The 26,510-nt window shown below is 59.8% G+C and carries 18 protein-coding genes; 5 read left to right on the top strand and 13 right to left on the bottom strand.

Annotated features, from left to right (window positions below):
- Positions 1-19: 19 nt before the first annotated feature.
- The 13 genes from PP263_RS11020 to PP263_RS10960 all read right to left on the bottom strand — a co-directional run bounded on the left by PP263_RS11020 (position 20) and on the right by PP263_RS10960 (position 19,416).
- Complete coding sequence (locus PP263_RS11020; RefSeq protein WP_308368495.1) at positions 20-1,333, bottom strand: ABC transporter permease; 1,314 nt, start codon at positions 1,331-1,333, stop codon at positions 20-22.
- A gap of 11 nt (positions 1,334-1,344) precedes the next feature.
- Positions 1,345-2,046 (bottom strand): ABC transporter ATP-binding protein, encoded by a 702-nt coding sequence (locus PP263_RS11015; protein WP_308368494.1) that lies wholly within the window; start codon positions 2,044-2,046, stop codon positions 1,345-1,347.
- A 257-nt stretch (positions 2,047-2,303) separates the two neighbouring features.
- Positions 2,304-3,584, bottom strand: coding sequence for an efflux RND transporter periplasmic adaptor subunit (locus PP263_RS11010; RefSeq protein ID WP_308368493.1), 1,281 nt, complete (start codon positions 3,582-3,584; stop codon positions 2,304-2,306).
- A gap of 388 nt (positions 3,585-3,972) precedes the next feature.
- Positions 3,973-5,976, bottom strand: coding sequence for a sulfotransferase (locus PP263_RS11005; RefSeq protein WP_308368492.1), 2,004 nt, complete (start codon positions 5,974-5,976; stop codon positions 3,973-3,975).
- A gap of 138 nt (positions 5,977-6,114) precedes the next feature.
- Entirely contained in the window at positions 6,115-8,694 is a 2,580-nt protein-coding gene (locus tag PP263_RS11000; RefSeq protein WP_308368491.1) for a TonB-dependent receptor, read from the bottom strand.
- Positions 8,695-8,822: 128 nt separating this feature from the next.
- Positions 8,823-9,689, bottom strand: a complete 867-nt coding sequence (gene purU, locus PP263_RS10995; RefSeq protein ID WP_308368490.1) for a formyltetrahydrofolate deformylase — start codon at positions 9,687-9,689, stop codon at positions 8,823-8,825.
- A gap of 12 nt (positions 9,690-9,701) precedes the next feature.
- A complete protein-coding gene (locus tag PP263_RS10990) occupies positions 9,702-10,421 on the bottom strand; it encodes a sarcosine oxidase subunit gamma family protein (protein WP_308368488.1) in 720 nt (239 codons plus the stop codon).
- Entirely contained in the window at positions 10,414-13,434 is a 3,021-nt protein-coding gene (locus PP263_RS10985; protein WP_308368486.1) for a sarcosine oxidase subunit alpha, read from the bottom strand. The genes PP263_RS10990 and PP263_RS10985 overlap by 8 nt, the downstream gene beginning before the upstream one ends.
- A complete protein-coding gene (locus PP263_RS10980) occupies positions 13,431-13,748 on the bottom strand; it encodes a sarcosine oxidase subunit delta family protein (protein WP_308368485.1) in 318 nt (105 codons plus the stop codon). Before PP263_RS10980 ends, PP263_RS10985 begins: the two co-directional genes overlap by 4 nt.
- A gap of 15 nt (positions 13,749-13,763) precedes the next feature.
- Positions 13,764-15,017, bottom strand: coding sequence for a sarcosine oxidase subunit beta family protein (locus tag PP263_RS10975; RefSeq protein WP_308368484.1), 1,254 nt, complete (start codon positions 15,015-15,017; stop codon positions 13,764-13,766).
- Positions 15,018-15,458: 441 nt separating this feature from the next.
- The gene (locus tag PP263_RS10970; protein ID WP_308368483.1) at positions 15,459-16,841 is read right to left on the bottom strand and encodes an L-serine ammonia-lyase; all 1,383 of its coding nucleotides are present in this window, start codon (positions 16,839-16,841) and stop codon (positions 15,459-15,461) included.
- Positions 16,842-16,866: 25 nt separating this feature from the next.
- Positions 16,867-18,129, bottom strand: coding sequence for a serine hydroxymethyltransferase (gene glyA, locus PP263_RS10965; protein WP_308368481.1), 1,263 nt, complete (start codon positions 18,127-18,129; stop codon positions 16,867-16,869).
- A gap of 15 nt (positions 18,130-18,144) precedes the next feature.
- Positions 18,145-19,416: an aromatic ring-hydroxylating dioxygenase subunit alpha gene (locus PP263_RS10960; RefSeq protein ID WP_308368480.1), complete on the bottom strand. Its 1,272-nt coding sequence runs from the start codon at positions 19,414-19,416 to the stop codon at positions 18,145-18,147.
- Between the two features lie 255 nt (positions 19,417-19,671).
- Here PP263_RS10960 and PP263_RS10955 point away from each other — a divergent pair, with 255 nt between their 5' ends.
- The 5 genes from PP263_RS10955 (at position 19,672) to dgcA (ending at position 26,477) form a co-directional block, all read left to right on the top strand.
- On the top strand, positions 19,672-20,799 hold the full coding sequence (locus PP263_RS10955) for a hybrid-cluster NAD(P)-dependent oxidoreductase (protein ID WP_308368479.1): 1,128 nt from the start codon (positions 19,672-19,674) through the stop codon (positions 20,797-20,799).
- Between the two features lie 579 nt (positions 20,800-21,378).
- Positions 21,379-22,518, top strand: coding sequence for a GlxA family transcriptional regulator (locus PP263_RS10950; protein WP_308368478.1), 1,140 nt, complete (start codon positions 21,379-21,381; stop codon positions 22,516-22,518).
- Between the two features lie 248 nt (positions 22,519-22,766).
- Entirely contained in the window at positions 22,767-23,744 is a 978-nt protein-coding gene (locus PP263_RS10945; RefSeq protein ID WP_308368476.1) for a dipeptidase, read from the top strand.
- Between the two features lie 59 nt (positions 23,745-23,803).
- On the top strand, positions 23,804-24,346 hold the full coding sequence (locus PP263_RS10940) for a DUF5943 domain-containing protein (protein WP_308368475.1): 543 nt from the start codon (positions 23,804-23,806) through the stop codon (positions 24,344-24,346).
- Positions 24,347-24,413: 67 nt separating this feature from the next.
- Positions 24,414-26,477 carry a dimethylglycine demethylation protein DgcA gene (dgcA, locus tag PP263_RS10935; protein WP_308368474.1) on the top strand — a complete coding sequence of 688 codons (2,064 nt, stop codon included), beginning with the start codon at positions 24,414-24,416 and terminating at the stop codon, positions 26,475-26,477.
- Positions 26,478-26,510 lie beyond the last annotated feature (33 nt).

Here is a 26,510-nt window from a genome sequence, read left to right as displayed (position 1 = left end):
TCCTTTGACCTTGCGGGCCTTATTGGGTTTTCAGGTAGACGGAGGGGGTGGTGCGGCTGATGCGCCAAGCCGGATAGAGGCCGGCGAGCAGGCTGGCGAGAATGGCCAGGCCGATGGCCGCGAGCATCATCGTCCAGTTCATTGTGGCGACCTGGTCCAGGTAGCCCATCAACAGGATGCGAATTCCGCTCAGCCCCCCGAGGGTCAGCAGAATACCTGCAATACCGCCGAACAGGCCGATACAGCCGCTCTCCATCAGGTGCTGACTGAAGATGGCACTGCGGCTGGCGCCCAGAGCGCGGCGCACGCCGGCCTCCGGCGCCTTGCGCAGGAACTTGGCCAACAGCAGCGCCACCGCGTTGATCACACACACCAGCAGGAATGCCAGAGACAGCCACGCGAGTATCCGGTTGTCGTCGGTCAGGACCTCGTTGACCACCAACCACTCGGATGGGCGGGTCAGGCCGAATTTCAGCGGACGCGGATAGTGGCCCTCGGCCTTCTGGCTTTGTATATAGGTGGTGAGGAAGTTTTCGTAATCCTCTTTCTGTTGAGCACTTTCAAGCTCCACCCAGTACTGGATCCACACGTTGTGGCTGTTGAGGAAGTCTTCATAGCCCGCTATGTTTTCGCTCTTCCAGCCGTTAGTGTTGCCCCAGGATTGAATTTTCAGTTGGCGGTGCAGGCCGAAGGGCACGTACATCTCTTCGGAGTTGTCGAAATGCCCGTTGTTGAGATCGTAGACCTTTGGGGAGGGGTTCCAGTGTTCGATCACGCCGACCACGGTAAAGGGTTCGCCGTTCAGGTTGAGTGAGCGGCCTACGCTGTCCTCACCATTGAACAGTTTTTCATTGGCTTTCTTCGACAGCACTACCAGTTGTTGCGGACTCTCATCCGCCGCATTTTCCCATGCGCCGCCATAAATAAACGGGATATCGAACAGTGCGAAGAAATCCCGTGTTGTTACCCGGATCATCGAGGTGTAGGGGCGCAGCTCCGATCCTTCCAGGCTGACCGGGCCGCCCCAGCGATGCATGGCCACCTGGCGGCTGGGAATATTGGAGCGCAACAGGGCGGTGGCATCGCGGTAGCTGAGGTCCCAGGGCATTTCGCTGTTGTTGTTGACCGCTCTTTCCGGCCCCCAGCTGTCGAGCTGTACCGCGTAGAGTACGTCGTCTTTATGCTCCAGGGCGTTCTGTGACATCATGTAATTCAGGGTAAGTGTGGTCATGGAGGCGCCCACGCCCACGGCGATGGCTGCCACCATCAACGCGCTCATAATGGGCGTACTGCGCAGGCTGCGTATGGCCAGGGAAAAGTAATATCCAAACATGGTTTTTCTCCTCAGGCAGTTGCGGCTTCAGTATTGACCGCGCTGCGGTGCAAGTCGGACACCTGCCCGTCGACAATCTGGATATTGCGATGGGCCCGGCGGGCCAGATCCGGGTCGTGGGTGACCATCACGATGGTGGTGCCCCACTCGTTGATAAATTCCAGCAGTTCCATTACCTGGCGCGCCATCAGTGAGTCCAGGTTGCCGGTGGGTTCGTCCGCGAGCAGGAAGCGCGGTTCGCCGGCCAGGGCGCGGGCGATGGCCACGCGCTGCTGCTGTCCGCCGGACAATTGTGCGGGCAGATGCTTGGCGCGGGCGGAGAGGCCCACCTGCTCGAGGACCTTTTCGATGCGCTTTTTCCGCTCCTTGGCGTTGAAGCCGCGGTAGCGCAGGGGCACATCGATATTGTCGAACAGGTTGAGATCCGGGATCAGGTTGAAGCCCTGGAAGATAAAGCCGATTTTTTCGTTGCGCAGGCGGGAGCGCTCTCGGTCGTTGAGCCCGCTTACGTCCACGCCGTCGAGAAGGTACCGGCCGCCGGTGGTGGTTTCCAACAGGCCGGCAATGTTCAGGAAGGTTGTTTTCCCGGAGCCGCTGGGGCCGGTGACAGAGACAAATTCCCCCTCGGAAACCTCCAGGCTGAAATCGCGCAGGGCGTGGGTTTCGATGGTGTCGGTGCGGTAGCTTTTGCGGATGTTGTGCATTTTTAGCATGGTGGTTTTCCCTAATTCTTCATTTGCTTTTGTAGGATGGGCAAAGCGCAGCGTGCCCATCAGGTGTCGGTTGATGGGCACGCTGCGCTTTGCCCATCCTACGGTTCTGTCTTTGTAGGAGCCTGCTTGCAGGCAAATGTCGAGGCACTCTGTTTCAACCATTCGCCTGCAAGCAGGCTCCTACAGGCGGGCCTGCGGCCCGCGATGCGGAGCTGGAGCCTTCAGTCTCCACAAAACAGCTCCGCGGTCCCGGGGTTTTACTGCTTGAGTGCGATCAGTTGTGCGTTTTCCAGTCGGTCGGCGGCGGAGATTATGATTTGGTCGCCTTCCTTGAGGCCGGAGACGATTTCCACCTGGTTCAAGCCCAGGGCGCCGATCTGGATGGGCACCCGCTCCGCCTGCTCCTCGCCGTTCAGGCGGAAGGCGTAGCGGCCGCCGCTCTGGTCCAGGAAGGCCCCGCGCTTGACCAGCATGACGTCCTCGCGGTTTTCCAGCAGGATGCGGGCGGTCAGACGCAGGTTCTGGCGCAGGTTTTGCGGCTGGCCTTCGGCGAAGCGCACCCGCGTTTCCACCTGTCCGTTGATGACCTCAGGGGAAATTGCGGTGATTTCACCCGGGAGTTTCTTTCCGCCCAGGTTGATTTCCACCGCCATGGCCAGGCCGAGATCGTCGGCGTAGTTTTCCGGCACGGCGGCTTCCAGTTCGAAGCTGGTGAGGTCCACCACGGTGATCAAAGGGGTGTTGGCGGCTACGGCGCTACGCTGGGCCACTGCCAGGCTTCCGATAGTGCCATCCACCGGCGAGAGAATTTTCAGTTTACCAACCCGGCGCTGGAGTTCCTCCACCTGCAGGGTCTGTTGGGAAACCTGCAGTTCCAGGGTCTGGGTTTCGAAGGTCAGTGCTTCTTTTTCCAGTTCGGCATTCTGTTCGGCCTGCCGGTATTCCAGTTCGGCGCGGGCCAGGTCGTCGCTGGCCTTTTCGAAATCGAGCTGGGAGATAATCTGTTTTTCTATGGAGGTTTCCGCGCGCTTCAGTTCGCGACGGGCTGCGGTGAGGTCGACTTTGGCCAGGTCGGCTTTCTGGCGATTTTCCAACTGCTGGCGCTTGGCCTGGATTTTCTGCCGCTGCAGTTCCACGGTGAGTTTGTTGAGCAGGGCTTTTTCCTGGGCCAGTTGGTTTGAGAGCTCGGGGCTGTCCATTTCCGCCAGCAGCTGTCCGCGCTCGACGGCATCGCCGGCCTTGACCGCGAACTTGACAATGCCCTGGGCGGGGCTGAACAGGGTGGGGCTGTTTGCGGCCACTACCTTGCCCTGGACTACCAGGTCGCGGACCAGGTCGCCGCGCTCCACCTGGGCGATATTGACCCGCGACAGCGACAGGGTGCCGTCAACGGAACCGGTGACCCACCAGGATTTGATCCCCCAGGTGAGAAAGACGATTGCCAGCAGCACGGCGGCAGAGGATTTCAGCAGTTTTGGATTTTTCCAGGGGGGAGCGGCGTCTATTCGTATGTCCTGCCCGGAGGTGTCTCTGATCATTGTGGCTTTCCGTTACTCGTTGTTTGTTATCGCTCCGGCGCGCCCGCTGGGTTGTGACGCGCCGGGATCCGAATCTGGATGCAGTGGCGAAGAGGCTATTCGCCGTCCTTTCCGGCCTCCAGAGCAAGGGCTGTGCCAGTTTTGAATTTATTTGTAACTAACTGAAAATAAAGAAGTTTTAGAATTCTATCGGGAGGTGGAAGGAAGCGCGGGTGTCCGCTTTATGTGTCCGCTGTCCGCCAGGACGGCGCCGGACACCAGGTGATTGAGGGCGTGGTATTTCGATCGGGGGAGGGAAGAGTATTTTAAGGGGCCCGGGCGGGCCCCTGCGGGAAGCATTGAAGCCTGTGAAGGGCAACCGCGTTTCTGGCCTCACGTTATTCGCTCGCTACGACTGCAACATCCGGTAGCGTGCCAACACCGATGCGCCCAATGTTTCTTTCAGCGGAGAGAGCCAGGGTTCGAAGTGCCGCCACTGTTCGACAGCGCTGCGGTAGATGGGCTGGCGAACCTGCTCGGAGCTGGGCGTGCGCACGTTGCGCTCGGTCTTGTGAAACTCCAGACAGGCCTGTTCGAACGGCAGCTGGCAGAATTCGAGCATTCGCCGCACCTGGGTTTCCAGGTCGGCCACCACGTCTTCGTGCTGCACCCGCAAAACAAAACCGGGCAATACCGCATCCCAGTGGTCCATTAGCTCGACATAGTCCCGGTAGTACTGACCCAGATCCCTGAGGTCGTAACTGAACTCCTGCCCTTCGGCGAACAGTTGTTTGTAGCCACTGAAACAACAGGCCATGGGATGGCGGCGGGCATCGATGATCTTGGCATTGGGCAGGATCAGTTTGATCAGGCCGATGTGGCGGAAATTGTTCGGCATCTTGTCGATGAAAAACGGAGCGCCCCGACGGTGTATGCGGGTATCGTGAAGGTATTCCTCACCGAGCTGCGCAAGCTCCGCGTCGGACAAGTGTTGCAAAATCTCGGGATAGCCCGGCTCCTGTCCCTCTCGCGACAACCTGCGAAGTCGCTGGGACAGCGACAGGATGTTGGGCAACTCCAGGGTGCCATCCACCTGGGAGTGGGACGACAGGATCTGCTCCAGCAATGTGGAACCGGCGCGGGGCAGGCCCACAATGAAGATCGGGTCCGGCGCGGGGTGACCAGTCGAGGCCCGGCTTTCGAACAACGCCCGTGTGCAGACCCGGTGCTGGGCTTGCATATCCTCGCTCAGCTGTTCGGCACGGTAGCGGCTCTGGGCCTTCTTCAGCTGATTGCCCCGCGTGTAGTGCTCGAATGCAAGCGCATATTCCCGTCTGTCCTCATAAGCCTTGCCCAGCGCAAAACACAGATATACCCGTTGCATGTGCGTCAGGTTGGCTTTTTGCTCCAGCTGGAGCATCTGTTCGACTTCCCTATCGGAAAACGTGTAGACCTTGAGATTGGCGAGGGAAAAATACGCTTCACCATGATGGGGGCGGTTCGCCAATGCGGCCTTGTAACAGCCCACAGCTTCGTCAAAGCGTCCGCAGGTTTTCAAGGCATGCCCTTTGGAGGTGAGCGTGTTGGCATCGCCGGGTACCCGATCCAGGACCTCGTCAAATACACGCAAGGCAGTCTCATAGTCCCCCACCTGCAGGGATTCGATGGCAAACAGCGACTTGAACTGCACGTTGTCGGGCGCCTGATCCAGGAGGTGTTTGGCTTCGTTCAAGGCCTTCTGGAATTTTTGCCGTTTTCGCAAGGCCTGGATGTAGTCCATTCGGACCTGCACATTGTCCGGACTGAATTGGACGGCGCTTTCCAGCAGGAACTCGGCATCTTCCAGAACGCCGAGACGCAAACCGATATCCGCCAGCAACCGCATTGCCTCGATGTGGTGGGGCACTTTCTCCAGGAACTGCCGGCAAAGTTTCTCGGCCTTTTGCAGCTTGCCCTGGGCAATCAGGTCGGTTACGGCCACCAGTACCTTGGGCAGTTTCCGCAGCCGCTCCAGCTGCGCCCGGATCGGGATGGCCTCCGCTTCTCGGCCCTGCTGCTGCAGAATTTCCCACTGCGCACGCCAGCTGGCCTCCAGAACCGGGTTGATCTGGCAGGCCCTGCTGTAAGCCGCGAGCGCCTCGTCCAGTGCGCCCATACGGCGGTACAGGTGCCCTTCCTCCTGGTGAGCCCGACCGTGGTCGGGTGCCAGGGCCTTGACGCGCGCCAGGCATGCCGATGCCGCTTCAAAACTACCCTGATAGCGATGACAAACGGCGCTCATGTAGAGCGCCTCGGTTTCGTCGGGATGCTGCGCCAGGTATTGACTGAGATCGGCCAGGGCCGAGTCAAACTGGCCGGCCTGGATCTTTTGCTGAATCGACGACAGCACCGATTCAGGTTGCTCACTTTGCACAGCTCACCTCTCTATGCCGTACGCGATTTCTGATCGTCTCTCCAATTAGACCTGCTCTCGGTGCCGCTTGGCGCCCGGCAGGGGCGCCTCTGGCAGGGCGCCCCTGCCGGGCGCCCTGCTTTGCGGCTTGTGGTCAGGTTAGAAGTGGTAGGAGCCCCGGAGACCGAAAGTTCTCGGCCGCGACACCGAAACGCGACTGCGATCGAACACGAAGTTCCCGCTCAATTCAGCCCGTTCGTCCGTCAGGTTTTTGCCAAAGAATTCCGCGGACCACTTGTCAGTGGTAATACCCGCGGTCAGTCCCAGCATGGCCCAACTGTCCAGCTCCATCCTGTTGATGCTGATGATATCCGTGTAGGAGGACTCTGAATAGGTGACGTGGGGCATTACGTGGTAGGTCGACCCCGCAAAACCGTCCCACTCGTACCGCGCCTGCAGATTGGCCTGGAATTTGGGTGCGAAGGCCAGCTCATCGCCGACCCGTACGTCGTCGGTCGGGGTGAGCACCTCAGTGATCTCTGTGTCCAGAACCGAGAAGGAACCGCTGAGCAGAAGTCCGGATATCATTTCCGGTGCCCAGGTGAAGTCCCCCTCAACGCCCTTGACTTCCGCGTTGGCCGCGTTGTCCGAGAAGAAGAGGTTGGTAATGCTGGGGTCGAAAATCGTGGTTTGAAGTTTTTCTATATCCACGAAAAACAGGCTGCCGTTGAAACGCAGCTGGCCATCCAGTAAGTCGGTCTTCCAGCCCAGCTCGTAGTTGGTGGTGTCGTCCGTATCCAACGCGAAGGGCACAGTGTAATCCCCGGGGCCGGCCGCCCCGCCGGGCCGGTTCAACAGCCCCGGCCGGAAGCCCTCCGAGGCGGTGGCGTAAAGCAGGTAGTCGTCCGTAGGCATCCACTGCAGTGTGAACTTGAAGATGGTACCGTCTGTGGCGGCCACATCCGGTGCCTGCAGGGCAGCTACCACCGCATCCGGCGTGTTCTCATCGATAGTATCGGCGGTGTAGGTGATGTGCTGGGAAGGATCACAGGAGCCGTGGAAGGTATACTCGCCGTCGCCGTTGTAAAGGTCACTGATATCGGTGCCAAAGGCGTCTACGTCCGGCTGGAAGAGATTACAGAAGGACGAGTTGGCGCTGCCTTCGAAATCCACTTCGATGTCGTAGTAACGCGAGCCGACAATGGCTGAAAACGCCTCACTCAGCTCGAAAGTGACTTCCCCGAAAACGCCCATTTGCTTGTCGGTGCGTTTGACATCGTTGCGGAAAATCACGCCGTCGGGAAAGGGCCCGTCATCTGAGGTGTAGCCGGTTTCAAAGGGATAGTTGGGCGAAAAGCCGGTTTGAACCCCGTAGCCGTCGACCAGTGTGGATCCCGGATAAGTGAAATCGTTGCGCTCGCGCAACTCCATATCGCTATAGAAGGCGCCGAAGGTGGCATGTATGCGCTTGTCATCCGGAGTGGAAAAGCGCAGTTCATGTGTGCTCACTTCAGCTTCGCTGGTGGAGTCGACAAACAGGTTGGGAGCCTGGCAGGTGCCGCTGGGCCCCGCATCCCCCGGGTAACTTACCGAACCGTCGCAGATGTAATAGGGCAGGTACTGGCCCACGAACAGGTAATCGGAGTAATCCACCAGTTGGTCGGAGTCCCGTTTGGTAAAGGCTCCGGTGTACACCATCTCCAGCTCCGCCAGTCTGCCCTCCAGGGTCCAGTTGACGTTCTGATAGGAATCTTCCAGGGAATCCTCCGAGAAACGCTGGATTTCCATATCGTCCAGATCCGGGTCGACGAAGAAGACACCGTCCGAATCGATGGTCTGCTGCGCGTAGCCTACCAGCAGGCTCCAATCCTGGTTGATATCCCAGAGCCCGCTCAGCCGGCCGCCGGTATAGGTGGTGTCATTGAAGTCTTTCTGGACCAGGTCCGCATTGTCCGCTTCCAGAAAGGTCACATCGCTGAGATCCGCATTGGCCTGGAAGCCGGCCCGCCGGGCGCTGACCGCCACGCCGTTGTCGCGCATGGTGCCCTCGGGGCGGAAGCGCGCAGATTCGGCCGCTGAGCGCGTCCCCGCCACATTGTCGATGTAGCCGCCCTGGTGGTCCACATAGACCACACCGCGCAAGGTCAGGGTATTGGTCAGCGGCAGGTTCGCCACCGCTTCGAGGTTCTGGCTCGGCTCGCCGCCGGATGTGAAGGAGGTGCCGACTTTGATATTGCCGCCCGCGTCGGTCGGGTCCGGCTTGTTGGTGATCAGGCGCACGGTGCCGGCCTGGGAACTCGCCCCGAACAGGGTGCCCTGGGGGCCGGCCAGTACTTCCACCCGATTCAAATCGGCTGCGTAGACATCCAGGTTGCGTCCCGGCTGCGACAGCGGCTGCTCGTCGAGATAGAGCGCCACGTTGGGGGCCAGACCCGCCACCCCCGCGGTGGTCAGGTTGGGTGTCGTGGAGGCGACGCCGCGGATGTAAATGGTGTTCTGCCCGGGGCCGCTGCCACCGGCGGTAATGCCCGGCATTTGCACCATATAATCCTGGAAGTTCGATACTCCCATTTGTTCGAGCTTTTCCTCGCCCATTGCCGACACCGCGACGGGAATATCCTGGGTGCTCTCGGCGCGCTTGGTCGCGGTGACCGTCACCTCCTCAATAGTGGCCGCATGCGCGGGATTCGAAGCAATGGCCGCGACTATGGCGCTCGCTAAGGTAGTTTGTTTAAACATGACTCTACTCCCCTCTTTATTTTTTGTATGACTGGACTATTTGATTGTTTACCCCTCGTTCTAGCCCGATTTAGTTAAAGTGTACCATGACTCCCCTCCTGCTTTCTGAAACAGCGGTTGCCTATGAGTTAGTCCGGAAACACAACAGTCCGGTTTCCGTGCAGAAAAACGCGTTTTTCAATGTGATAACGCACCGCTTTGGCCAGTGTCTGGCTTTCAATATCCTGACCACGTGCAACCAGATCTTCCGGGTAGTGGCTGTGGTCCACTGCCTGCACCGCCTGGGTGATAATCGGCCCTTCGTCCAGGTCGTCGTTCACGTAATGGGCGGTCGCGCCCACCAGTTTTACCCCCTTGGCCCAGGCCTGGTGATAGGGTTTGGCGCCTTTGAAGCCGGGCAGTAACGAGTGGTGGATATTGATCGCCTTGCCGTCGAGTTTCTTCGCCAGTTCGGGCGACAAAACCTGCATGTACCGTGCCAGCACCACCAACTCGCATTGGTGGGAAGTAATCAATCGCCACAGCTCCGCTTCTTGTTCCGGCTTGGTCCCGGGGGATATCGGTAGGTGAAAATAGGGAATGCCATGCCAGTCGGCGAGGGGTTGCAGGTCAGGGTGGTTGGAGATTATGAGAGGAATTTCGATGGCGAGTTCGCCGGTGCGATAGCGATATAACAGGTCGTTCAGGCAGTGGTCGTATTTCGAGACCAGGATGGCGACCTTTGTCCTGTGGTCGGGGTCGCTCAGTTGCCATCTCATCTGAAAACCCGCCGCCCGTTCGGCAAATATTTCCCGAAAACGCTGTAGCGACGCAGTACCGGACAGCGGTCGAAACTCAACACGAATACTGAAACTTTCAGTGGCCCGGTCATCGAAGGAGTTCATCGACACGATGTAATTTTCCGTCTCCGCCAGGCTGCGTGTGACCACATCCACTGTGCCCAGAGTGCTCGGGCATTGCGCCGTGAGGATCCAGAGAGGCTCGTGATTAACCATGGCGCTTGATCCTCAGGTTTCGGAAGACACTGGATGGCGACCGGTCGAGGCTTGTCGCTGTGCGGCTGTGGCCGGTGTGTCGGCAATCAGCCCGTATTCGGCTGAGGCGTCGACCAGCCAGCGCCACGCGTAGTCGGCAAAACTGCGTCGCACCACCAGCTCCCACTGGTCGGCGGCGATTTTGCACAAGGTCGCCTGAGTCTTGGCCAGGACGGTGGTAACCACCTTGCCGATGGGAAAATTGCGCTCGTGCAGGTCGTAGGGGCAGCTTTTTTTCAGCACCATGGCGGCGTCGGGCCCCGCCAGGTGGATCAGCGTCTGGCCGCCGCTGACATTGACGACGGCGAAATGCCCGCTCAGGTGGCGCCGCAGCCGAATCTCCAGCGCCGCTGCCTGATCGCCGGGGCAGACCAACAGCCATTCGTCCGGGGCGATCCAGCGCAGCGACAGTGGTCCCTGCTGTATGCTGCGCAAACGCTCGGGCAGGGCCATTCCGAGGGCGGCCTCGACGCCGCGTTGGAAGGCCGGGTCTTCGGCGTTGCCCCGCAGCACCAGGTGTCCCTTCAGGGCTTCCTCCCACAGGCGCACGCCGGCCGGCTTCGATGTGGACGCGGGTCCAGTGCTGTCGAGGTGATGCAAGGGGCTTTCCGCGGGTATCTCTCCGCTCGGCAGTTGATCCATGACCGCCACCTGTCCCTCACCAATGGCATCGATATCAATTACATCAGACATTTTGACGCTCTCCTTTCGGGTCCAGGAAGATCGGGCTGCAGATCTCGGCTTCGATCACGCTGCCGTCTGTCTGCGGGTAATAAACGGTATCGCCCATGCGGTTGAAGCCGTTGCGGATCAGGCCCATGGCGATGCTGCGGCTCAGATTGGCGCTGTAGTAGCTGGAGGTGATGTGACCGAGCATGGTCATTGGTTTCGGTTGGTTGGGGTCGTCCACTGCCTGGGCGCCTTCGGGCAGAACCGCTTTCGGATTCCTGGTCTTCAGGCCGACCAGTTGCTTGCGGTCCTCGCGCACACAATCGGCTCGCTTCATGCCGCGCTTACCGATGAAGCTGAAGGGTTTGTCCTCCTTCACCGCCCAGCTCATGCCCAGGTCGTAGGGGTGAACGGAACCATCGGTGTCCTGGCCGGCAATGATGAAACCTTTTTCGGCACGCAGGATGTGCATGGTCTCGGTGCCGTAGGGCGTCAGATTGTATTTGGCGCCGTGCTCGAACAGTTTTTCCCAGACGTACAAGCCGTAGTTGGCCTGGACGTTGATCTCAAAAGACAGCTCGCCGGTGAAGGAGATGCGGAATACCCGTGCCGGCACCCCGGCCACCGTGCCCTGGCGCCAGTCCATAAAGCGGAAGGCATCGCGGTCCAGGTCGATGTCGTCGCACAGTTCCGCCAACAGTTTGCGGCTGTTGGGGCCGGCGATACTCATGGTGGCCCAATGGTCAGTGACAGTATTGAAGTAGACTTCGAGCTCGGGCCACTCGGTCTGGTGGTAAAACTCCAGCCATTCCAATACACGGGCGGCGCCGCCGCTGGTGGTGGTCATCAGAAAGTGCTGCTCGCCCAGGCAGGAGGTCACACCGTCGTCGAACACCATGCCATCCTCGCCGCACATCAGGCCGTAGCGGCACTTGCCGACCGCAAGCTTGGCCCAGGCGTTGGTATAGACACGGCCGAGAAACTCCCGCGCGTCCTTGCCCTGGATGTCGATCTTGCCCAGGGTGGAGGCATCGAGAATGCCGATGCTCTCGCGCGTGGCCCGGCACTCGCGATCCAATGCCTGCTGCATGGTTTCGCCCGCCTTGGGGTAGTACCAGGGACGTTTCCACTGGCCGACGTCCTCGAACTTAGCACCGTGCTCCACATGCCAGGGGTGCATGGCGGTGTAGCGCTTCGGATCGAACAGCTCGTCGCAGTGCCGCCCGGCTATGGCGCCGAAGGTGACCGGGGTGTAATTGGGCCGGAACACCGTGGTGCCGGTCTCGGGAATCGTCTTGTTCATCGATTTGGCGGCGATGGCCATGCCGTTGATGTTGCCCAGCTTGCCCTGATCGGTGCCGAAGCCCATGGCGGTGTAGCGCTTGACGTGCTCGATGGATTCGAAGCCCTCGCGGGTGGCCAGTTCGATGGCGGCGGCGGTGACGTCGGTCTGGAAGTCGACGAACTGCTTGGGGGCGCGGCTGATGCGCTTCAGGTGCGGCACGCAGAACAACGCCATAGCCTCGCCTTCGGACAATTCGTCGACCTCCGGCGCCGTGGCGGGAACGCTCGGGTAACCCGCCTTGGCGGCCGCTTCCGCACCGGCCCGCAGGCCTTCGCGCAGGCAGCCGGCCAGGCTGAAGGTGCCGTCCACGGCGCCGGCAACCAGTTGGCGCTGCACCGTCTCACCCGGCACAAAACCGATGATGTCGTCGCGCCAGACAGGCCGGCTGCCGGTATGGCAGGAAAGATGCACCGCCGGGCTCCAACCACCGGAACTGGCCAGGGTGTCGCAGGCCAACACCCGGGTCGCACCGGTCACCCGCCCGCCGTCGGCATCAATGGGTGCAATGACCGCGCCGGTCACCTGCTGGCCGCCTTTGGCCTCGATCACGGCGCAGCCGCGCATCAGCGTCAGGCCGCGAGCCCGGGCCTCCTCCTGGTAGGGGCCCTCCGGGTTCTGGCGGGTATCCACAACTGCGACGACCTCGTGGCCGCTGTCCTGCCAGTCGAAAGCGGTGCGATAGCCGTAATCGTTGGTGGTCATCAGCACCAGACGCCGGCCGGGCACCACGCCGTACTGGCGGATGTAGGTCGAGACCGCGGAGGCCAGCATGCAGCCGGGCAGATCGTTGTGGCCAAATACCAACGGGCGCTCGTGGGCCCCGGTGGCCAGCACCACCCAGTGGGCGCGCACCCTGTGCATGCGCTGGCGAGCCTGGCCTTCCGGCGCGCGGTCGCTCAGGTGGTCGCTGCGGCGCTCGTGGATGGTCAGGAAATTGTGGTCGTGATAGCCGTTTACCGTGGCGCGTGTCAGCACCTGTACATGCTCGTATCCGGCCAGTTCCGTCAGTGTGTTGTGCAGCCAGCGGTCGGGCGCCTCCCCATCGATGAGATCGCGGCTGTACAGCAGGGAGCCGCCGGGTTCGGCCTGTTCATCGGCCAGTATCACCCGGGCCCCGGTGCGGGCGGCCGCCAGGGCGGCGGACAGGCCGGCGGGGCCGGCGCCCACCACCAGCACGTCGGTATGCTGATTCAGGTGATCGTAGATGTCCGCATCCGGCACACGCGGCGACCGCCCCAATCCGGCTGCCTTGCGAATGTATTTTTCGTAGAGCTCCCAGAAGGACTGCGGGAACATGAAGGTCTTGTAGTAAAAGCCCGGCGGCAACATCCGGCCGAAGAGCTTGCCTGCCGCCCCCATCAGATCGAACCCCAGGCCGGGCCAGCCGCTGGTCGGCTGGCTGACCAGGCCCTCGAAGATTTCCTGCTGGGTGGCGCGCACGTTCGGGACCTGGGTGGCCTCTTCGGCACCGAGCTGAAAGATGGCGTTGGGCTCCTCCGCACCAGCGGCGACAATGCCGCGCGGGCGGCCGTATTTGAAGCTTCGGCCGACCACTTTCACACCGTTGGCCAGCAGCGCCGAAGCCAGGGTGTCGCCCCGGTAACCCTGATAGTGTCGGCCGTTGAAGACAAATCGGATCGGTGTTTCGCGGTCGATGCGACCACCGGAAGGGAGACGGTTGATTTGGGTCATTGCGCCGCCTCCTCTGTTTCAAGGGTATCGGATACGGAAGTCACCTTGGGTTGCTCGCCCATTTTGTAGGTTTCCTTGATTTCATAGGTTTGCGTATCACGGGTGACGTTGAAAAACTTTCGGCAGCCAATCGCGTGCACCCAGATTTCATGATGCAATCCGCGCGGGTTCTTGCGGAAATAGAGGTAGGTGCCCCATTCCTCGTCGCTGCATTGGTCCGGGTCCGCCGGGCGGGCGATGTGAGCCTGGCCTTTGGGGTGAAACTCTTCTTCCTCGCGGTACTCGCAACAATAGGGGCAGTGGATATAAAACATCAGTGATCTCCCAGCTCAGTGCGCCACGCCGGCAGCGCCGTGTTCATCGACCAGGGAACCGTCATAAAAACGGTACATGGAAAACGGTTTGGCCAACTCGTGAGCTTCTCCTCGCGCGAGTGTTGCCGCGAACACATGACCGGAACCGGGTGTCGCCTTGAATCCGCCCGTGCCCCAGCCGCAGTTGAAAAAGAGATTCTCCACGGGTGTTTCCGATATGATCGGGCAGGCGTCCGGGCAGGTGTCGACGATGCCGCCCCACTGGCGATTCATGCGCACCCGGCTGAACATGGGGAACAACTCGACGATTGCCTGCAACGTATGTTCGATGGTGGGGTAGGAGCCGCGCTGGCCGTAGCCGTTGTAGCCATCGATACCGGCGCCGATCACCAGGTCGCCCTTGTCCGATTGGGAGATGTATCCGTGCACATGGTTGGACATGACCACGGTGTCCAGAATCGGACGGATTGGCTCGGATACCAGGGCCTGCAGCGGATGGGATTCGACGGGCAGCTCGAAACCGGCCATCTTCGCCAGCACCCCGGAATTGCCGGCAACCACACAGCCAATGCGATCGCCGAGGATGACTCCGTGCTGACGGGTTTCCACGCCCCGGGCCGCGCCGTCTTCGGCGAGGATGTCGATCACCTCACATTGCTGGATCAGGTCCACACCCATCGCGTCCGCCGCCCGGGCGAAACCCCAGGCCACGGCGTCGTGCCGCGCCACCCCGGCACGCGGTTGCCAGGAAGCACCGAGCACCGGGTAGCGGCGGTTGGCCGAGCAGTCCATGATAGGCACCAGATCCTGCACGCCCTGGGTGTCCAGCGCGAAGCTGTCGATGCCGTTCAAGCGATTGGCGTTGACGCGCCGGTGGATGTCACGCATGTCCTGCAGGGTGTGCCCCAGGTTGAGCACCCCGCGTTGGGAGAACATCAGGTTGTAGTTCAATTCCTGGGAGAGGCCTTCCCAGAGTTTCATGGCATGCTCATACAGCAGCGCGGCCTCATCCCAAAGGTAGTTGGAGCGCACGATGGTGGTGTTGCGCGCCGTGTTGCCACCGCCCAGGTACCCTTTCTCGATCACCGCCACATTGGTAATCCCGTGCTCTTTGGCCAGGTAGTAAGCTGTGGCCAGGCCGTGACCGCCGCCGCCGATGATGATCACGTCGTACTTCTTTTTCGGCTTGGGACTGCGCCAGACCCGCTGCCAGTTTTCGTGATAGGTCAACGCGTGTTTCAGCAGACCGAACCCGGAATATTTCTGCATCGTTAAATCCTCTGAATTGGCAACCGGTATCCAAGCTGACTGGCTTCGGTGTTCGATAAGCTCGACCGCAAGCAAAGGGTTATGACTTGAGCTGCGGGGTTCGCGCCCCATAAACTTGGGGATTGAAACCGATGGTAGGGGGAGCACCCGGGCCCCATGTGCTCGGTCGCGACATTGGGGGGATGATTTGCGACAAAGGGGGAAATCAGCACTGAATGACACTAAGTAAAGGGGCTGGCGGGGGGCTTCGCATCACTGTTATTGCTTAACTTAGTGCCGTTGGAATCAGCACTTAATACCGCTACCTTAAACGTTGTATCGGCCGTAGGATGGGCAAAGGAGCGTAGCGACGTGCTCATCTTCCGGGACCTTGATGGGCACGCTACGCTTTGCCCATCCTACAAATGTGCCGATTTTCGGCTTAAGGCAGCGGTATTGAAATCAGCACTCAATGATATTGACCGCCAGGCCGCCGCGCGAAGTTTCTTTGTACTTGTCCAGCATGTCCTCGCCGGTTTGGCGCATGGTGCGTATGACTTTGTCGAGTGAAACGAAATGCTCGCCGTTGCCTCGCGACGCCATGATCGCAGCGTTGATGGCCTTGACAGCAGCGATGGCGTTGCGTTCGATGCACGGAACCTGGACCAGGCCACCGATGGGGTCGCAGGTCAAACCCAGATGATGTTCCATGCCGATCTCGGCGGCATTCTCGATTTGCTCGGGTGTGCCACCGGTGGCGGCAGTCAATCCAGCCGCCGCCATGGCGCAGGCGGAACCGACTTCGCCCTGGCAGCCGACTTCGGCGCCGGAAATGGATGCATTTTCCTTGAACAGGATTCCGATGGCCGCCGCCGTCAGCAGAAAACGGATGACACCATCATCGTCAGCGCCGGGGCAGAATTCGACATAGTAGTGCAGTACCGCGGGAATAATGCCGGCCGCGCCATTGGTCGGTGCGGTCACCATTCGGCCGCCTGCGGCATTTTCTTCGTTGACCGCCAGAGCATAAAGGTTCACCCAGTCCAACGCGCTCAACGAGGGGGAGATCAGGTCCTGTCGATCGTGTGCTTTGAGCGACTGGTAAAGAGCCGCAGCGCGGCGCTTGACTTTCAGGCCTCCAGGCAGAATACCTTCGTTGCGAATTCCGTTCTGCACGCATTCCCGCATAACCTGCCAGATGTCCAGAATACCTTTTCGAATTTCCTCCGGGGGGCGCCATACCTGTTCGTTGGCGAACATAATCTCAGCGATGGACATGCCGTGTTCGCGGCACAGTCGAAGCAGATCGGCTGCGGTTTTGAATTCATAGGGCAGCGACGTAGAGTCCTCGACGATGCGGTCCGCGCCGGCGGCGTCTTCATTGACCACAAAGCCGCCGCCGACGGAATAGAAGGTTTGTTCCCTTATCACATGGCCGTTTTCGTCAAAGACGGTGAAGCTCATACCATTGGGGTGGTAAGGCAGGCTTTTTCGCTTGTGGTAGATCAGGTCCTGCCTCTCGTGGAAAGGCACTTCATGTTCGCCCAGCAAGGCCAGCCGTTGTGTGTCGAGGATTTCTTTCCTGCGAGGCGCGACTATGGCCGGGTCGATGCGCTCGGGTTTGTGACCTTCCAGCCCCAGCATGACGGCGGGGCCGGTGCCATGTCCCTTTCCCGTTGCTCCCAAGGAGCCAAACAGTTGGACCTCGACACGCGCCACCTGCGACAACAGTTCCGCTGTCTTGAGGCCGGTCGCGAAGCGGTACGCGGCCAGCATCGGCCCTACAGTGTGCGAACTGGAAGGGCCAATGCCAATTTTCAACATGTCAAACAGACTGATCGCCAATTTGGTGCTCTCTTCTTCGTTGCGGCTAACGGTAAGCCGGGAAATCCCGGCAATACTGCCGTACCTTGTCGCGCACTTCGGCGATGACAACTTCCGCATCGCCATTTTGCAGCGCATCGAGCACATCGGCGATCCAGCCCGCCAATGCGGTGCAGTGCTCGTCCGTCATTCCCCGGGTCGTGATCACCGGCGAACCGATGCGCAGGCCCGAAGTGACAAACGGGGATTGAGGGTCGTTGGGCACAGCGTTTTTGTTGACGGTAATGTGAGCCTTGCCGAGGGCAGCGTCGGCCTCTTTGCCGGTGAGGCCCTGCTTCACAAGGCTGAGCAGGAAGAGATGGTTGTCTGTGCCCCCCGAAACGACATCGTAATTGCGCTCCTTCAGGACCTTCGCCATAGCGCGGGCATTGCGTACCACTTGTGCCTGGTAGTCGCGAAAAGCCGGCTCGGCTGCCTCCTTGAAACTAACCGCCTTGGCGGCAATCACGTGCATCAGCGGGCCGCCCTGGCCGCCGGGGAAGACGGAGGAGTTCAGCTTCTTTTCCAGCTCCGGTTGCCCCCGCGACAGAATCAGCCCACCGCGCGGGCCGCGCAGGGTCTTGTGGGTGGTGGTGGTTACCACGTGGGCGTGTGGCAGGGGGTTGGGGTATTGCCCGGCCGCAACCAGCCCGGCCACGTGGGCCATGTCCACGAACAGATACGCTCCCACATCGTCCGCTATGTCCCGGAATCGGGCCCAGTCGACCACACGGGAATAGGCGGAAAAGCCGGCGACAATCATCGCCGGCCGGTGTTCCCGGGCCAGCGCCTCCACCTGGTCGTAATCGATCTCGCCCGTGGTTTCATCCAAACCGTACTGGATGGCGTTGTACAGCTTGCCGGAAAAACTGACGTGGGCGCCGTGGGTCAGGTGACCGCCGTGCGCCAGGCTCATGCCCAATACGGTGTCGCCCGGCTTCAGCAGCGCCATATAAACGGCGGCATTGGCCTGGGAACCGGAGTGCGGCTGCACATTGGCGTAGTCCGCCCCGAACAGCGCTTTGGCCCGGTCGATGGCCAGTTGCTCCACCCGATCCACATGCTCGCAACCACCGTAGTAGCGTTTGAGCGGGTAGCCCTCGGCGTATTTGTTGGTCAGGCAGGAGCCCTGTGCCAACATCACCCGGGGGCTGGTGTAGTTCTCCGAGGCAATCAGTTCCAGATGGTCTTCCTGGCGGGCGGCCTCGTCCTGCATGGCTGCCCAGAGTTCGTCATCGTAATTGGCGATCGTATCGTCTTTACTGAACATGGTGGTGATCTCTGTTTAAAGTTTGTCAAACTTGCAGTTGTTCAGCACGGTCTCGGCGTACCAATCCAAAAAGTTGATCACGCCGAACTCGTAGGTTTGTGAGTAGGGCCCCGGCTCATAACCGAGCGAGTTGATCCCCCGCTGATTTTCCTCCGCCAGATCGCGGTCCTGGCGGTTGGTGGCGTCCCACACCTGGCGCAGGTTCTCCACGTTGTAATCCTCGCCTTCCACGGCGTCCTTGTGCACCAGCCATTTGGTGGTCACCAGGGTTTTCTGGGCCGAAACCGGCAGTACCCGGAAGACGATCAAATGATCGCTCTGCATGTGGTTCCAGGAGTTCGGCAGATGCAGAATGCGCATCGATCCCAGCTCCCGGTTCTGGATGCGACCGAGGGTCTTGCGGCAGGCGGGTTTGCCGTCCATCGTCATCGCCTGGGTACCTTCTTTCAGTGGCATTCGGACAATTCGGTTGCGCAAGCCGTGTTCTACGTGCCGGTGTGGAATGCCTTCCCGGTCCCAGGCTTCCGCCTGGCGTTGATAGTGTTCGAGGAACTCGGGTGTTGCCCGTGGATCATTGGTGTCGTCCCATTCCAGCAGCGTGCGCAGTAGCTCCGGGTGGCTGCCGGAGCAGTGGTAGCACTCCCGATTGTTTTCGATGACCAATTTCCAGTTGGCGTTTTCCTCCAGTGTGGACTCCGCGGCGACCTTGGTATTGTCCATGTCATAGGGCTCCATGTATTGAGCCAGGGAGGTGAGAAAGGGGTCGATCTCCGGCGCCTCGCCTTCGGCAAGACAGACGAAGATGAAGCCACCGGCGGTTTTGCAATGGATTTTTTTCAGGCCGTACTCCGCCCGATCAAAATTCTCACCCATCTCGTTACTGGCGAAGATAAGGTTGCCCTTCAGGTCATAGGTCCACTGGTGGTAGGGGCAGGTCAGGTTGGCGACCTTCCCTTTGGCCTGGGTGCACAGCCGCGAGCCACGATGGCGGCAGACGTTGTGAAATGCCTGGATCTCGCCGTCCCGGTCGCGCACGATCAGCACCGGGTCCTGGCCGATCTCCACGGTCATGTAATCGCCCTTTCCGGGAACTTCACAGGTCATGCCGACGAACAACCACTCCTTCTGAAACACCTCTTCCATGTCGAGGCGGAACAGGAACGGGTCGTTGTACAACGGCCGGGGAAGTGAGTGGGTCCGGGACCGCTCCGCCAACAAGCGGGCCATGTCACGCCTGGCTTCTTCCAGGCCGCCGTATGTCAGGTTCAACAGGTCATACTCGTTCATCTGCATCATCCTCAGGGTGAACTCCTGCCGGGTGGCAAAGGGTCATTCTCGGTAGATAAGGGGCCGGTCGTTTATCCGATAGCGACACAGCGCGATTCCTTTTCGACTCGCTCTCCGTTCGGACCGGCGTTGCACAGAGACTGGAGAAGATAAACAAGACCGTGTCGCAAATGGCTAACTGCCATCGGTGCTTTTCCAACAGAATGGCGGGAACGGCCAAATTGCGGCCAGTGCCGCCCCGATGGAGACACTGCAATGACCAGCGTGACCGAAGCTTCTCAGTCGTCCGCCTACTTCAATCCCCTGAACACCAGTGTCTGGGCCAATGGCCGCCACCTGGTTCGCTGCGTACGGGTTATTCGCGAGACCTGGGATGTCAAGACCTTCTGTTTCAATGCGGAGCAGCCGGTTATGTTCTTTTTCAAACCCGGCCAGTTTGTGACCCTGGAGCTGGAGATCGATGGCGAGCAGGTAATGCGGTCCTATACCATTTCCAGCTCCCCTTCCGTCCCGTACAGCTTTTCCATTACGGTGAAGCGGGTGCCTGGTGGACGCGTCTCCAACTGGTTGCACGACAACCTGAAAGAAAACGATGAATTGGCGGTTCACGGCCCGGTTGGCAACTTCAACTGCATCGATCATCCGGCAGAGAAGGTTCTGCTGCTGTCAGGCGGGGTGGGTGTTACACCGGTGATGTCGATGGCGCGCTGGTATTTCGACACCAATACCGACGTGGACATAGCGTTCATCCACAGTGCGCGTACACCGAACGACATCATCTTCCAGCGCGAGTTGGAGCATATGTGCTCCCGGGTGCCCAACTTCAATCTTTCGGTCATCTGTGAGCGCATCGAGATCGGCCAGGCCTGGAACGGTTACCGGGGATACCTGGATAAAGTGAAGCTGGAGTTGGTGGTGCCGGATTACCTGTCGCGGCGAATTTTCTGCTGCGGCCCTACGCCATACATGAATGCGGTGCGATCCATATTGGTGGACAGTGGCTTCGATATGAATTTGTACCATGAGGAGTCGTTCGGCGCCACACCGACTGCGGCGACCCGGGACGCGCTGGAACAGGCGGAGATTGCGGTTCGCGAGGCGGAAGAGGTCCTGGACTCGGAGCTGTTTACCGTAGAGTTTACGCAGTCGGGAATGAGTGTGCAGGTGGCACCCGGGGAGACGGTGCACGCGGCGGCCAACCGGCTTGGGCTGAATATTCCCAAGGCGTGTGGGGTTGGGATATGCGGGACATGCAAGGTTCGGAAGACCGCCGGGGAAGTGGATATTCAGCACAATGGCGGAATTACCGAAGAGGATTTAAACGAGGGGTACATTCTGTCCTGCTGTAGCAAACCCCTATCCAATGTGACCATCGAGGGATGACCGTTCAGGCCGATGTGTCGCAATGAGACTCAAATAGAATTGATTCTTATTTTTATTCAGAAAATGCAACCTTCTTGTCGCTATTGGACCCGCCAGTAGCCTATCTCCGACGTTTTTGGACAACTCCTTTCGGAAGGTCAGTCGTAGCATTGATCTTCCACTCCCGCCTCCCGGCGTCCAAGGACGCCATTGCAAACATTAAAAATGTATCAACTGGGGGGTTGGAACGGCCTGCCGAAGTGTGTAAAGTGGGCTGATCGGTCAAAGAATAACCAACTGCTTCCGGCAAAGGTTGTGAACTTGGAAAGGCCAGGCCTATCCGTGTGATCCATGTCCAGTGACATGCCGATTCTTGCCGCCATGAGGCGAGAGCAGTGAGACGAAAAGAATAAAAAGTGGGGGAGCACCTCGGCCTGTGGTGGTTGACGCCCCTCCGGAAACAACAAGGCGAGAGCAGTGAGACGAAAAGAATAAGAAACGGGGGGAACGACTCGGCCTGTGTTGGCTGACGTGCCTTCGTAAACAACACAGTCGCCTCCTAGGGCGACTGGGCTTACTTGTCGGGTGGAGGGCAAGTCCATGAATAATAATGCCGTATCTCAAACCACTAGTGCCAACACTCAACCCTACCGGGTCGGCTTTTTGCTGATCCAGAACTTTACCCTGGTCGCTCTGGCCACCTCGATTGAACCGCTGCGCATGGCAAACCAGTTGAGCGGGACAGAACTCTATACTTGGCAGTTACTCTCAGCCGATGGCGAGACGGTAGTGGCGAGCGATGGTATTTCAATCGCGCCCGATGCATCCATTGCCGACAAACAGCCTTTCGATATCATCATTGTGGTCGGCGGGGTGGATATCACCCGCAGTTTCACCAGGAAGGAAACACTCTGGTTGCAGTCGATGGCACAAAAGCATGTGATGCTGGGTGCGGTATGCACGGGAGCTTATGTCCTGGCGAGCGCGGGCCTGCTGGACGGCTATAATTGCAGTGCCCACTGGGAATGCCTGCCGGCGTTGCAGGAGCGCTTTCCCAAGGTAAATTGGACCAACCGGCTTTATACATTGGATCGCGATCGCATGACCTGTACGGGCGGCGGAGTTCCGATGGATATGATGCTCAGCCTGATGACACGGCAGCATGGCCAGGCACTGGTAGGCGCGATTTGCGATATGTTTGTCTGTGACCGGGTGCGGCCGGACAATGAACTGCAGCGGACGCCCCTGCGCCGCTTGCTGTCGTCGGACCAGCCCAAGCTGGCGGAAGTGACCGAGCTGATGGAGGCGAACATTGAAGAGCCCATTGAGTTGGAGGAGCTGGCCTCCTTTGTGGGTATCTCCCGCCGACAGTTGGAGCGGCTGTTCCTGAAGCACCTGAATTGCACACCGTCGCGTTACTACCTGAAACTGCGGTTGAATCGGGCACGGCAATTATTGAAGCAAACGACCAATTCAATCATAGAAGTGGCCGCCATGTGTGGCTTTGTATCCGCCCCCCATTTCAGCCGCTGTTACCGCAAGTACATCGGCATCTCCCCCAAGGAAGAGAGGGCTGCGGTCTGGTCGATGACGCAGTTGGGCCCGGTATCCAATGAGGCTGAGCCCCCGCTCTCCTCTTGCGCGGCACTGCGGGTCGCCCAGGCCGAACCAACCTTTGGTTCAGTCAAATTTGTGGCCGAGCCTGTGGCGTTCGACAAGAGGCACCTTCGCGCCGGTTAGTGTGGTGTAAGGTACTAATTGTGTAGGCTTGGCGGTGGAGAACGGAATTCCATCGCTCCCTCCCCCCATTTTTCGACGACGAACGGCCGCGCAACAGTACTCTTACCGTAGCGTCCTCTTTTCCAGTGGCGGGCATCATCCGCGATGCCGATTTTAGTGCCCCCCCTGTCGCATCCAGTGAACCCGCTCCCTACCCCCGTGAATACACTTCCTACCTGACCACAGAGAAAATCACAGGGTACCTACACATGAACGCCACGGAACTTCATCGGGACGCCATCGTCATCGACGGCCTCATTATCGCCAAATGGAACCGCGAGCTCTTCGAAGATATGCGTAAAGGTGGCCTCACCGCCGCCAACTGTACCGTGTCGGTTTGGGAAAATTTTCAGAGCACTGTCGACAATATCGTCGAGATGAATCGACTTATTGAAGACAACAGCGATCTGTTGCTCAAAGTGCGCCACACCTCGGATATTCGTCGCGCAAAGGAAGCCGGAAAAACCGGCATCATGCTCGGCTTCCAAAATGCCCACGCCTTCGAAGATCAGTTGGGTTACGTGCAGATATTCAAGGATCTCGGCGTCGGGGTGGTGCAAATGTGCTACAACACCCAGAACCTGATTGGCACCGGTTGTTATGAGCGCGATGGCGGTCTGTCCGATTTCGGTCGGGAAGTGGTGGCGGAAATGAACCGGGTCGGAATCATGTGCGATCTGTCTCACGTCGGATCGAAAACCTCGCAGGAGGTGATTCTGGAGTCCAAAAAACCTGTTTGCTATTCCCATTGCCTCCCGTCCGGACTCAAGGAGCACCCGCGCAACAAATCGGACGAGGAGCTCCGCTTTATCGCAGACCACGGCGGTTTCATCGGCGTCACCATGTTCGCGCCGTTTTTGAAAAACGGCATCGACTCCACCATCGACGACTATGTCGAGGCCATCAGTTATGTCATCGACATTGCCGGTGAAGACCAGGTGGGTATAGGTACCGACTTCACCCAAGGCCATGGCAAGGACTTCTTCGAGTGGCTGACCCACGATAAAGGCTACGCCCGGCGCCTGACCAACTTCGGGAAGATCGTCAATCCCGAGGGGATTCGAACTGTCGGCGAATTCCCCAACCTGACCGAAGCGCTGCTGCGTCACGGCTTTTCCGAGCAACTGGTGCGCAAGGTAATGGGCGAAAACTGGTTGCGGATTTTAGGCGAAGTCTGGGGCGAGTAGGGTGCGCCGTGCGCACCACGACAGCCCTGGGGCGTGAACAAAGATCAGGAGAAACCACTATGACCAGCCACGCACCGGAATTGCCGATTCAAGTGGACGATGAAACCGGCGTCTGGACCACCGACGCCCTGCCGATGCTCTACGTGCCCCGGCACTTTTTTATCAACAATCACAAAGCCATCGAGGCCGAAATCGGCCCCGAGCGCTATGCAGAAATCCTCTACCAGGCCGGCTATAAATCCGCCTACCACTGGTGTGAGAAAGAAGGGGAACTGCACGGCCTGAGAGGTAGCGCCGTGTTCGAGCATTACATGAAGCGGTTGTCCCAACGTGGCTGGGGCCTGTTCACCGTCGAACAATTGGACATCGATTCGGGCAAGGCCCGGGTGCGGCTCGATCACTCTGCCTTTGTATACGAATACGGCAAGGTGAACCGCAAGGTCGAATACATGTTTACCGGTTGGTTTGCCGGAGCCCTGGATCAAATTGCCAACAACCTGGGCCTGAGCATAAAAACCAGGGCGGTACAGAGACAGAGTGCCGCGGAAGAAGGGTTTGACCACGGGTTGTTCGAGGTCTTCCCGATTTCTTACACGGGCTAGCCGCCCAGCGATTACGGCGCTGGAGCGAATACACGAAACTTGATGTAGCATTAAAAGGGTACAAAAAATGTCCCAATTCGAAGCACTTTTCCGCCCGTTGCAGATCAATCAACTCACTATCCGCAACCGAATCGTCAGCACCGCCCACGCCGAGGTCTACGCCACCGACGGCGGCATGACCACCGAGCGCTACGTCAAGTACTACGAGGAAAAGGCCAAGGGCGGCTGCGGCCTGTGCATCTGCGGCGGCTCCAGCGTGGTTTCCATCGACAGCCCGCAAAGCTGGTGGCAGTCGGTCAATCTCTCCACCGACCGCATCATCCCCCACTTCCAGAATCTGGCCGACGCCGTACACAAGCACGGCGGCAGGATCATGATCCAGATCACCCACATGGGCCGCCGCTCGCGCTGGGACGGCGAGAACTGGCCCAACCTGATGTCGCCTTCCGGCATCCGCGAGCCGGTGCACCGCGCCACCTGCAAAACCATCGAGGAAGAGGAAATCCAACGCGTGATTGGCGACTTCGCCCAGGCCGCCCGCCGCGCCAAGGAGGGCGGCCTGGACGGGGTGGAACTCTCCGCCGTGCACCAGCACATGATCGACCAGTTCTGGTCGCCGCGGGTGAACAAGCGCACCGACGAGTGGGGCGGCAGCTTCGAAAACCGCATGCGCTTCGGCCTGGAAGTGCTGAAGGCGGTGCGCGAGGAAGTGGGCCGGGACTTCGCCGTGGGCATGCGCATCTGCGGCGACGAGTTTCACCCCGACGGTCTGAGCCACGACGACATGAAACAAATCGCCCGCTACTACAACGACACCGGCCTGCTGGATTTCTTCGGCGTGGTGGGCTCGGGCTGCGACACCCACAACACCCTGGCCAACGTCATCCCCAACATGACTTTTCCGCCGGAGCCCTTCCTGCACCTGGCCGCCGGCATCAAGGAAGTGGTGGACGTGCCGGTAATCCACGCCCAGAACATCAAGGACCCCAACCAGGCCCAGCGCATCCTGGAAGCGGGCTACGTGGACTTCGTGGGCATGACGCGGGCGCACATCGCCGACCCGCACCTGATCGCCAAGATCAAGATGAACCAGGTGGATCAGATCCGCCAGTGCGTTGGGGCCAACTATTGCATCGACCGCCAGTACCAGGGTCTGGACGTGCTCTGCATCCAGAACGCCGCCACCTCGCGCGAATATATGGGCCTGCCCCACATCATCGAAAAAACCGACGGGCCCAGACGCCGGGTAGTGGTGGTGGGCGGCGGCCCGGGCGGAATGGAAGCAGCGCGTATTGCCGCCGAGCGCGGCCACGAAGTGATCCTGCTGGAAAAAGCCGGCGAACTGGGCGGGCAGATTACCCTGGCCGCCCGCGCCCCGCAGCGCGACCAGATCGCCGGCATCACCCGCTGGTACGCCCTGGAGCTTGAGCGCCTGGGTATCGATCTGCGTTTGGGTACCGAGGCGAACGCCGAACTGGTGCGCGAGCTGCGCCCGGACGTCTGCATACTGGCTACCGGCGGCACGCCCTTTATCACCCAGAGCCCGGAATGGGGCGCAGAAGAGGGTCTGGTGGTGTCCTCCTGGGACATTCTCAGCGGCGCCGTGGAGCCGGGCAGGAACGTGCTGGTTTACGACACCATCTGCGAGTTTTCCGGCATGTCCGTGGCCGACTACCTGGCCTCCAAGGGCGCACTCGTGGAACTGGTTACCGACGATATCAAGCCCGGCGTGGGCATCGGCGGCACCACCTTCCCCACCTACTACCGCAGCCTTTACGAAAAGGAAGTGGTCATGACATCGGACCTGATGTTGGAAAAGGTCTACCCGGAAGGGGACAAGAAAGTGGCCGTGCTGGAAAACGAATACACCGGCCAGCGCGAAGAGCGGGTGGTGGACCAGGTGGTGATCGAAAACGGCATACGCCCCGACGAGGCGCTGTACTACGAACTCAAACCCGAGTCCCGCAACCGCGGCCAGATCGACGTGCAGGCGCTGTTCGACTGCAAGGCGCAGCCGGTATTGGCGGAAGAGGGTGACGGCATGATCCTGTGGCGCCTGGGCGACTGCGTCTCCCAGCGCAACACCCACGCCGCCATCTACGATGCCCTGCGCCTGTGCAAAGACCTGTAAGAGCCTGTTCCGGAATTCCAGGTCGCGGTGTGA

It is taken from the genome of Microbulbifer sp. TB1203 (genome assembly GCF_030997045.1).
Classification (GTDB): domain Bacteria; phylum Pseudomonadota; class Gammaproteobacteria; order Pseudomonadales; family Cellvibrionaceae; genus Microbulbifer.
This window is presented reverse-complemented; position numbering and strand designations above follow the sequence as displayed.

Coding starts and splice junctions, on each gene's coding strand:
- PP263_RS11020 (WP_308368495.1), bottom strand. CDS start 1,333: ATGTTTGGATATTACTTTTCCCTGGCCATACGCAGCCTGCGCAGTACG.
- PP263_RS11015 (WP_308368494.1), bottom strand. CDS start 2,046: ATGCTAAAAATGCACAACATCCGCAAAAGCTACCGCACCGACACCATC.
- PP263_RS11010 (WP_308368493.1), bottom strand. CDS start 3,584: ATGATCAGAGACACCTCCGGGCAGGACATACGAATAGACGCCGCTCCC.
- PP263_RS11000 (WP_308368491.1), bottom strand. CDS start 8,694: ATGTTTAAACAAACTACCTTAGCGAGCGCCATAGTCGCGGCCATTGCT.
- purU (WP_308368490.1), bottom strand. CDS start 9,689: ATGGTTAATCACGAGCCTCTCTGGATCCTCACGGCGCAATGCCCGAGC.
- PP263_RS10990 (WP_308368488.1), bottom strand. CDS start 10,421: ATGTCTGATGTAATTGATATCGATGCCATTGGTGAGGGACAGGTGGCG.
- PP263_RS10985 (WP_308368486.1), bottom strand. CDS start 13,434: ATGACCCAAATCAACCGTCTCCCTTCCGGTGGTCGCATCGACCGCGAA.
- PP263_RS10980 (WP_308368485.1), bottom strand. CDS start 13,748: ATGTTTTATATCCACTGCCCCTATTGTTGCGAGTACCGCGAGGAAGAA.
- PP263_RS10975 (WP_308368484.1), bottom strand. CDS start 15,017: ATGCAGAAATATTCCGGGTTCGGTCTGCTGAAACACGCGTTGACCTAT.
- glyA (WP_308368481.1), bottom strand. CDS start 18,129: ATGTTCAGTAAAGACGATACGATCGCCAATTACGATGACGAACTCTGG.
- PP263_RS10960 (WP_308368480.1), bottom strand. CDS start 19,416: ATGAACGAGTATGACCTGTTGAACCTGACATACGGCGGCCTGGAAGAA.
- PP263_RS10955 (WP_308368479.1), top strand. CDS start 19,672: ATGACCAGCGTGACCGAAGCTTCTCAGTCGTCCGCCTACTTCAATCCC.
- PP263_RS10950 (WP_308368478.1), top strand. CDS start 21,379: ATGAATAATAATGCCGTATCTCAAACCACTAGTGCCAACACTCAACCC.
- PP263_RS10945 (WP_308368476.1), top strand. CDS start 22,767: ATGAACGCCACGGAACTTCATCGGGACGCCATCGTCATCGACGGCCTC.
- PP263_RS10940 (WP_308368475.1), top strand. CDS start 23,804: ATGACCAGCCACGCACCGGAATTGCCGATTCAAGTGGACGATGAAACC.
- dgcA (WP_308368474.1), top strand. CDS start 24,414: ATGTCCCAATTCGAAGCACTTTTCCGCCCGTTGCAGATCAATCAACTC.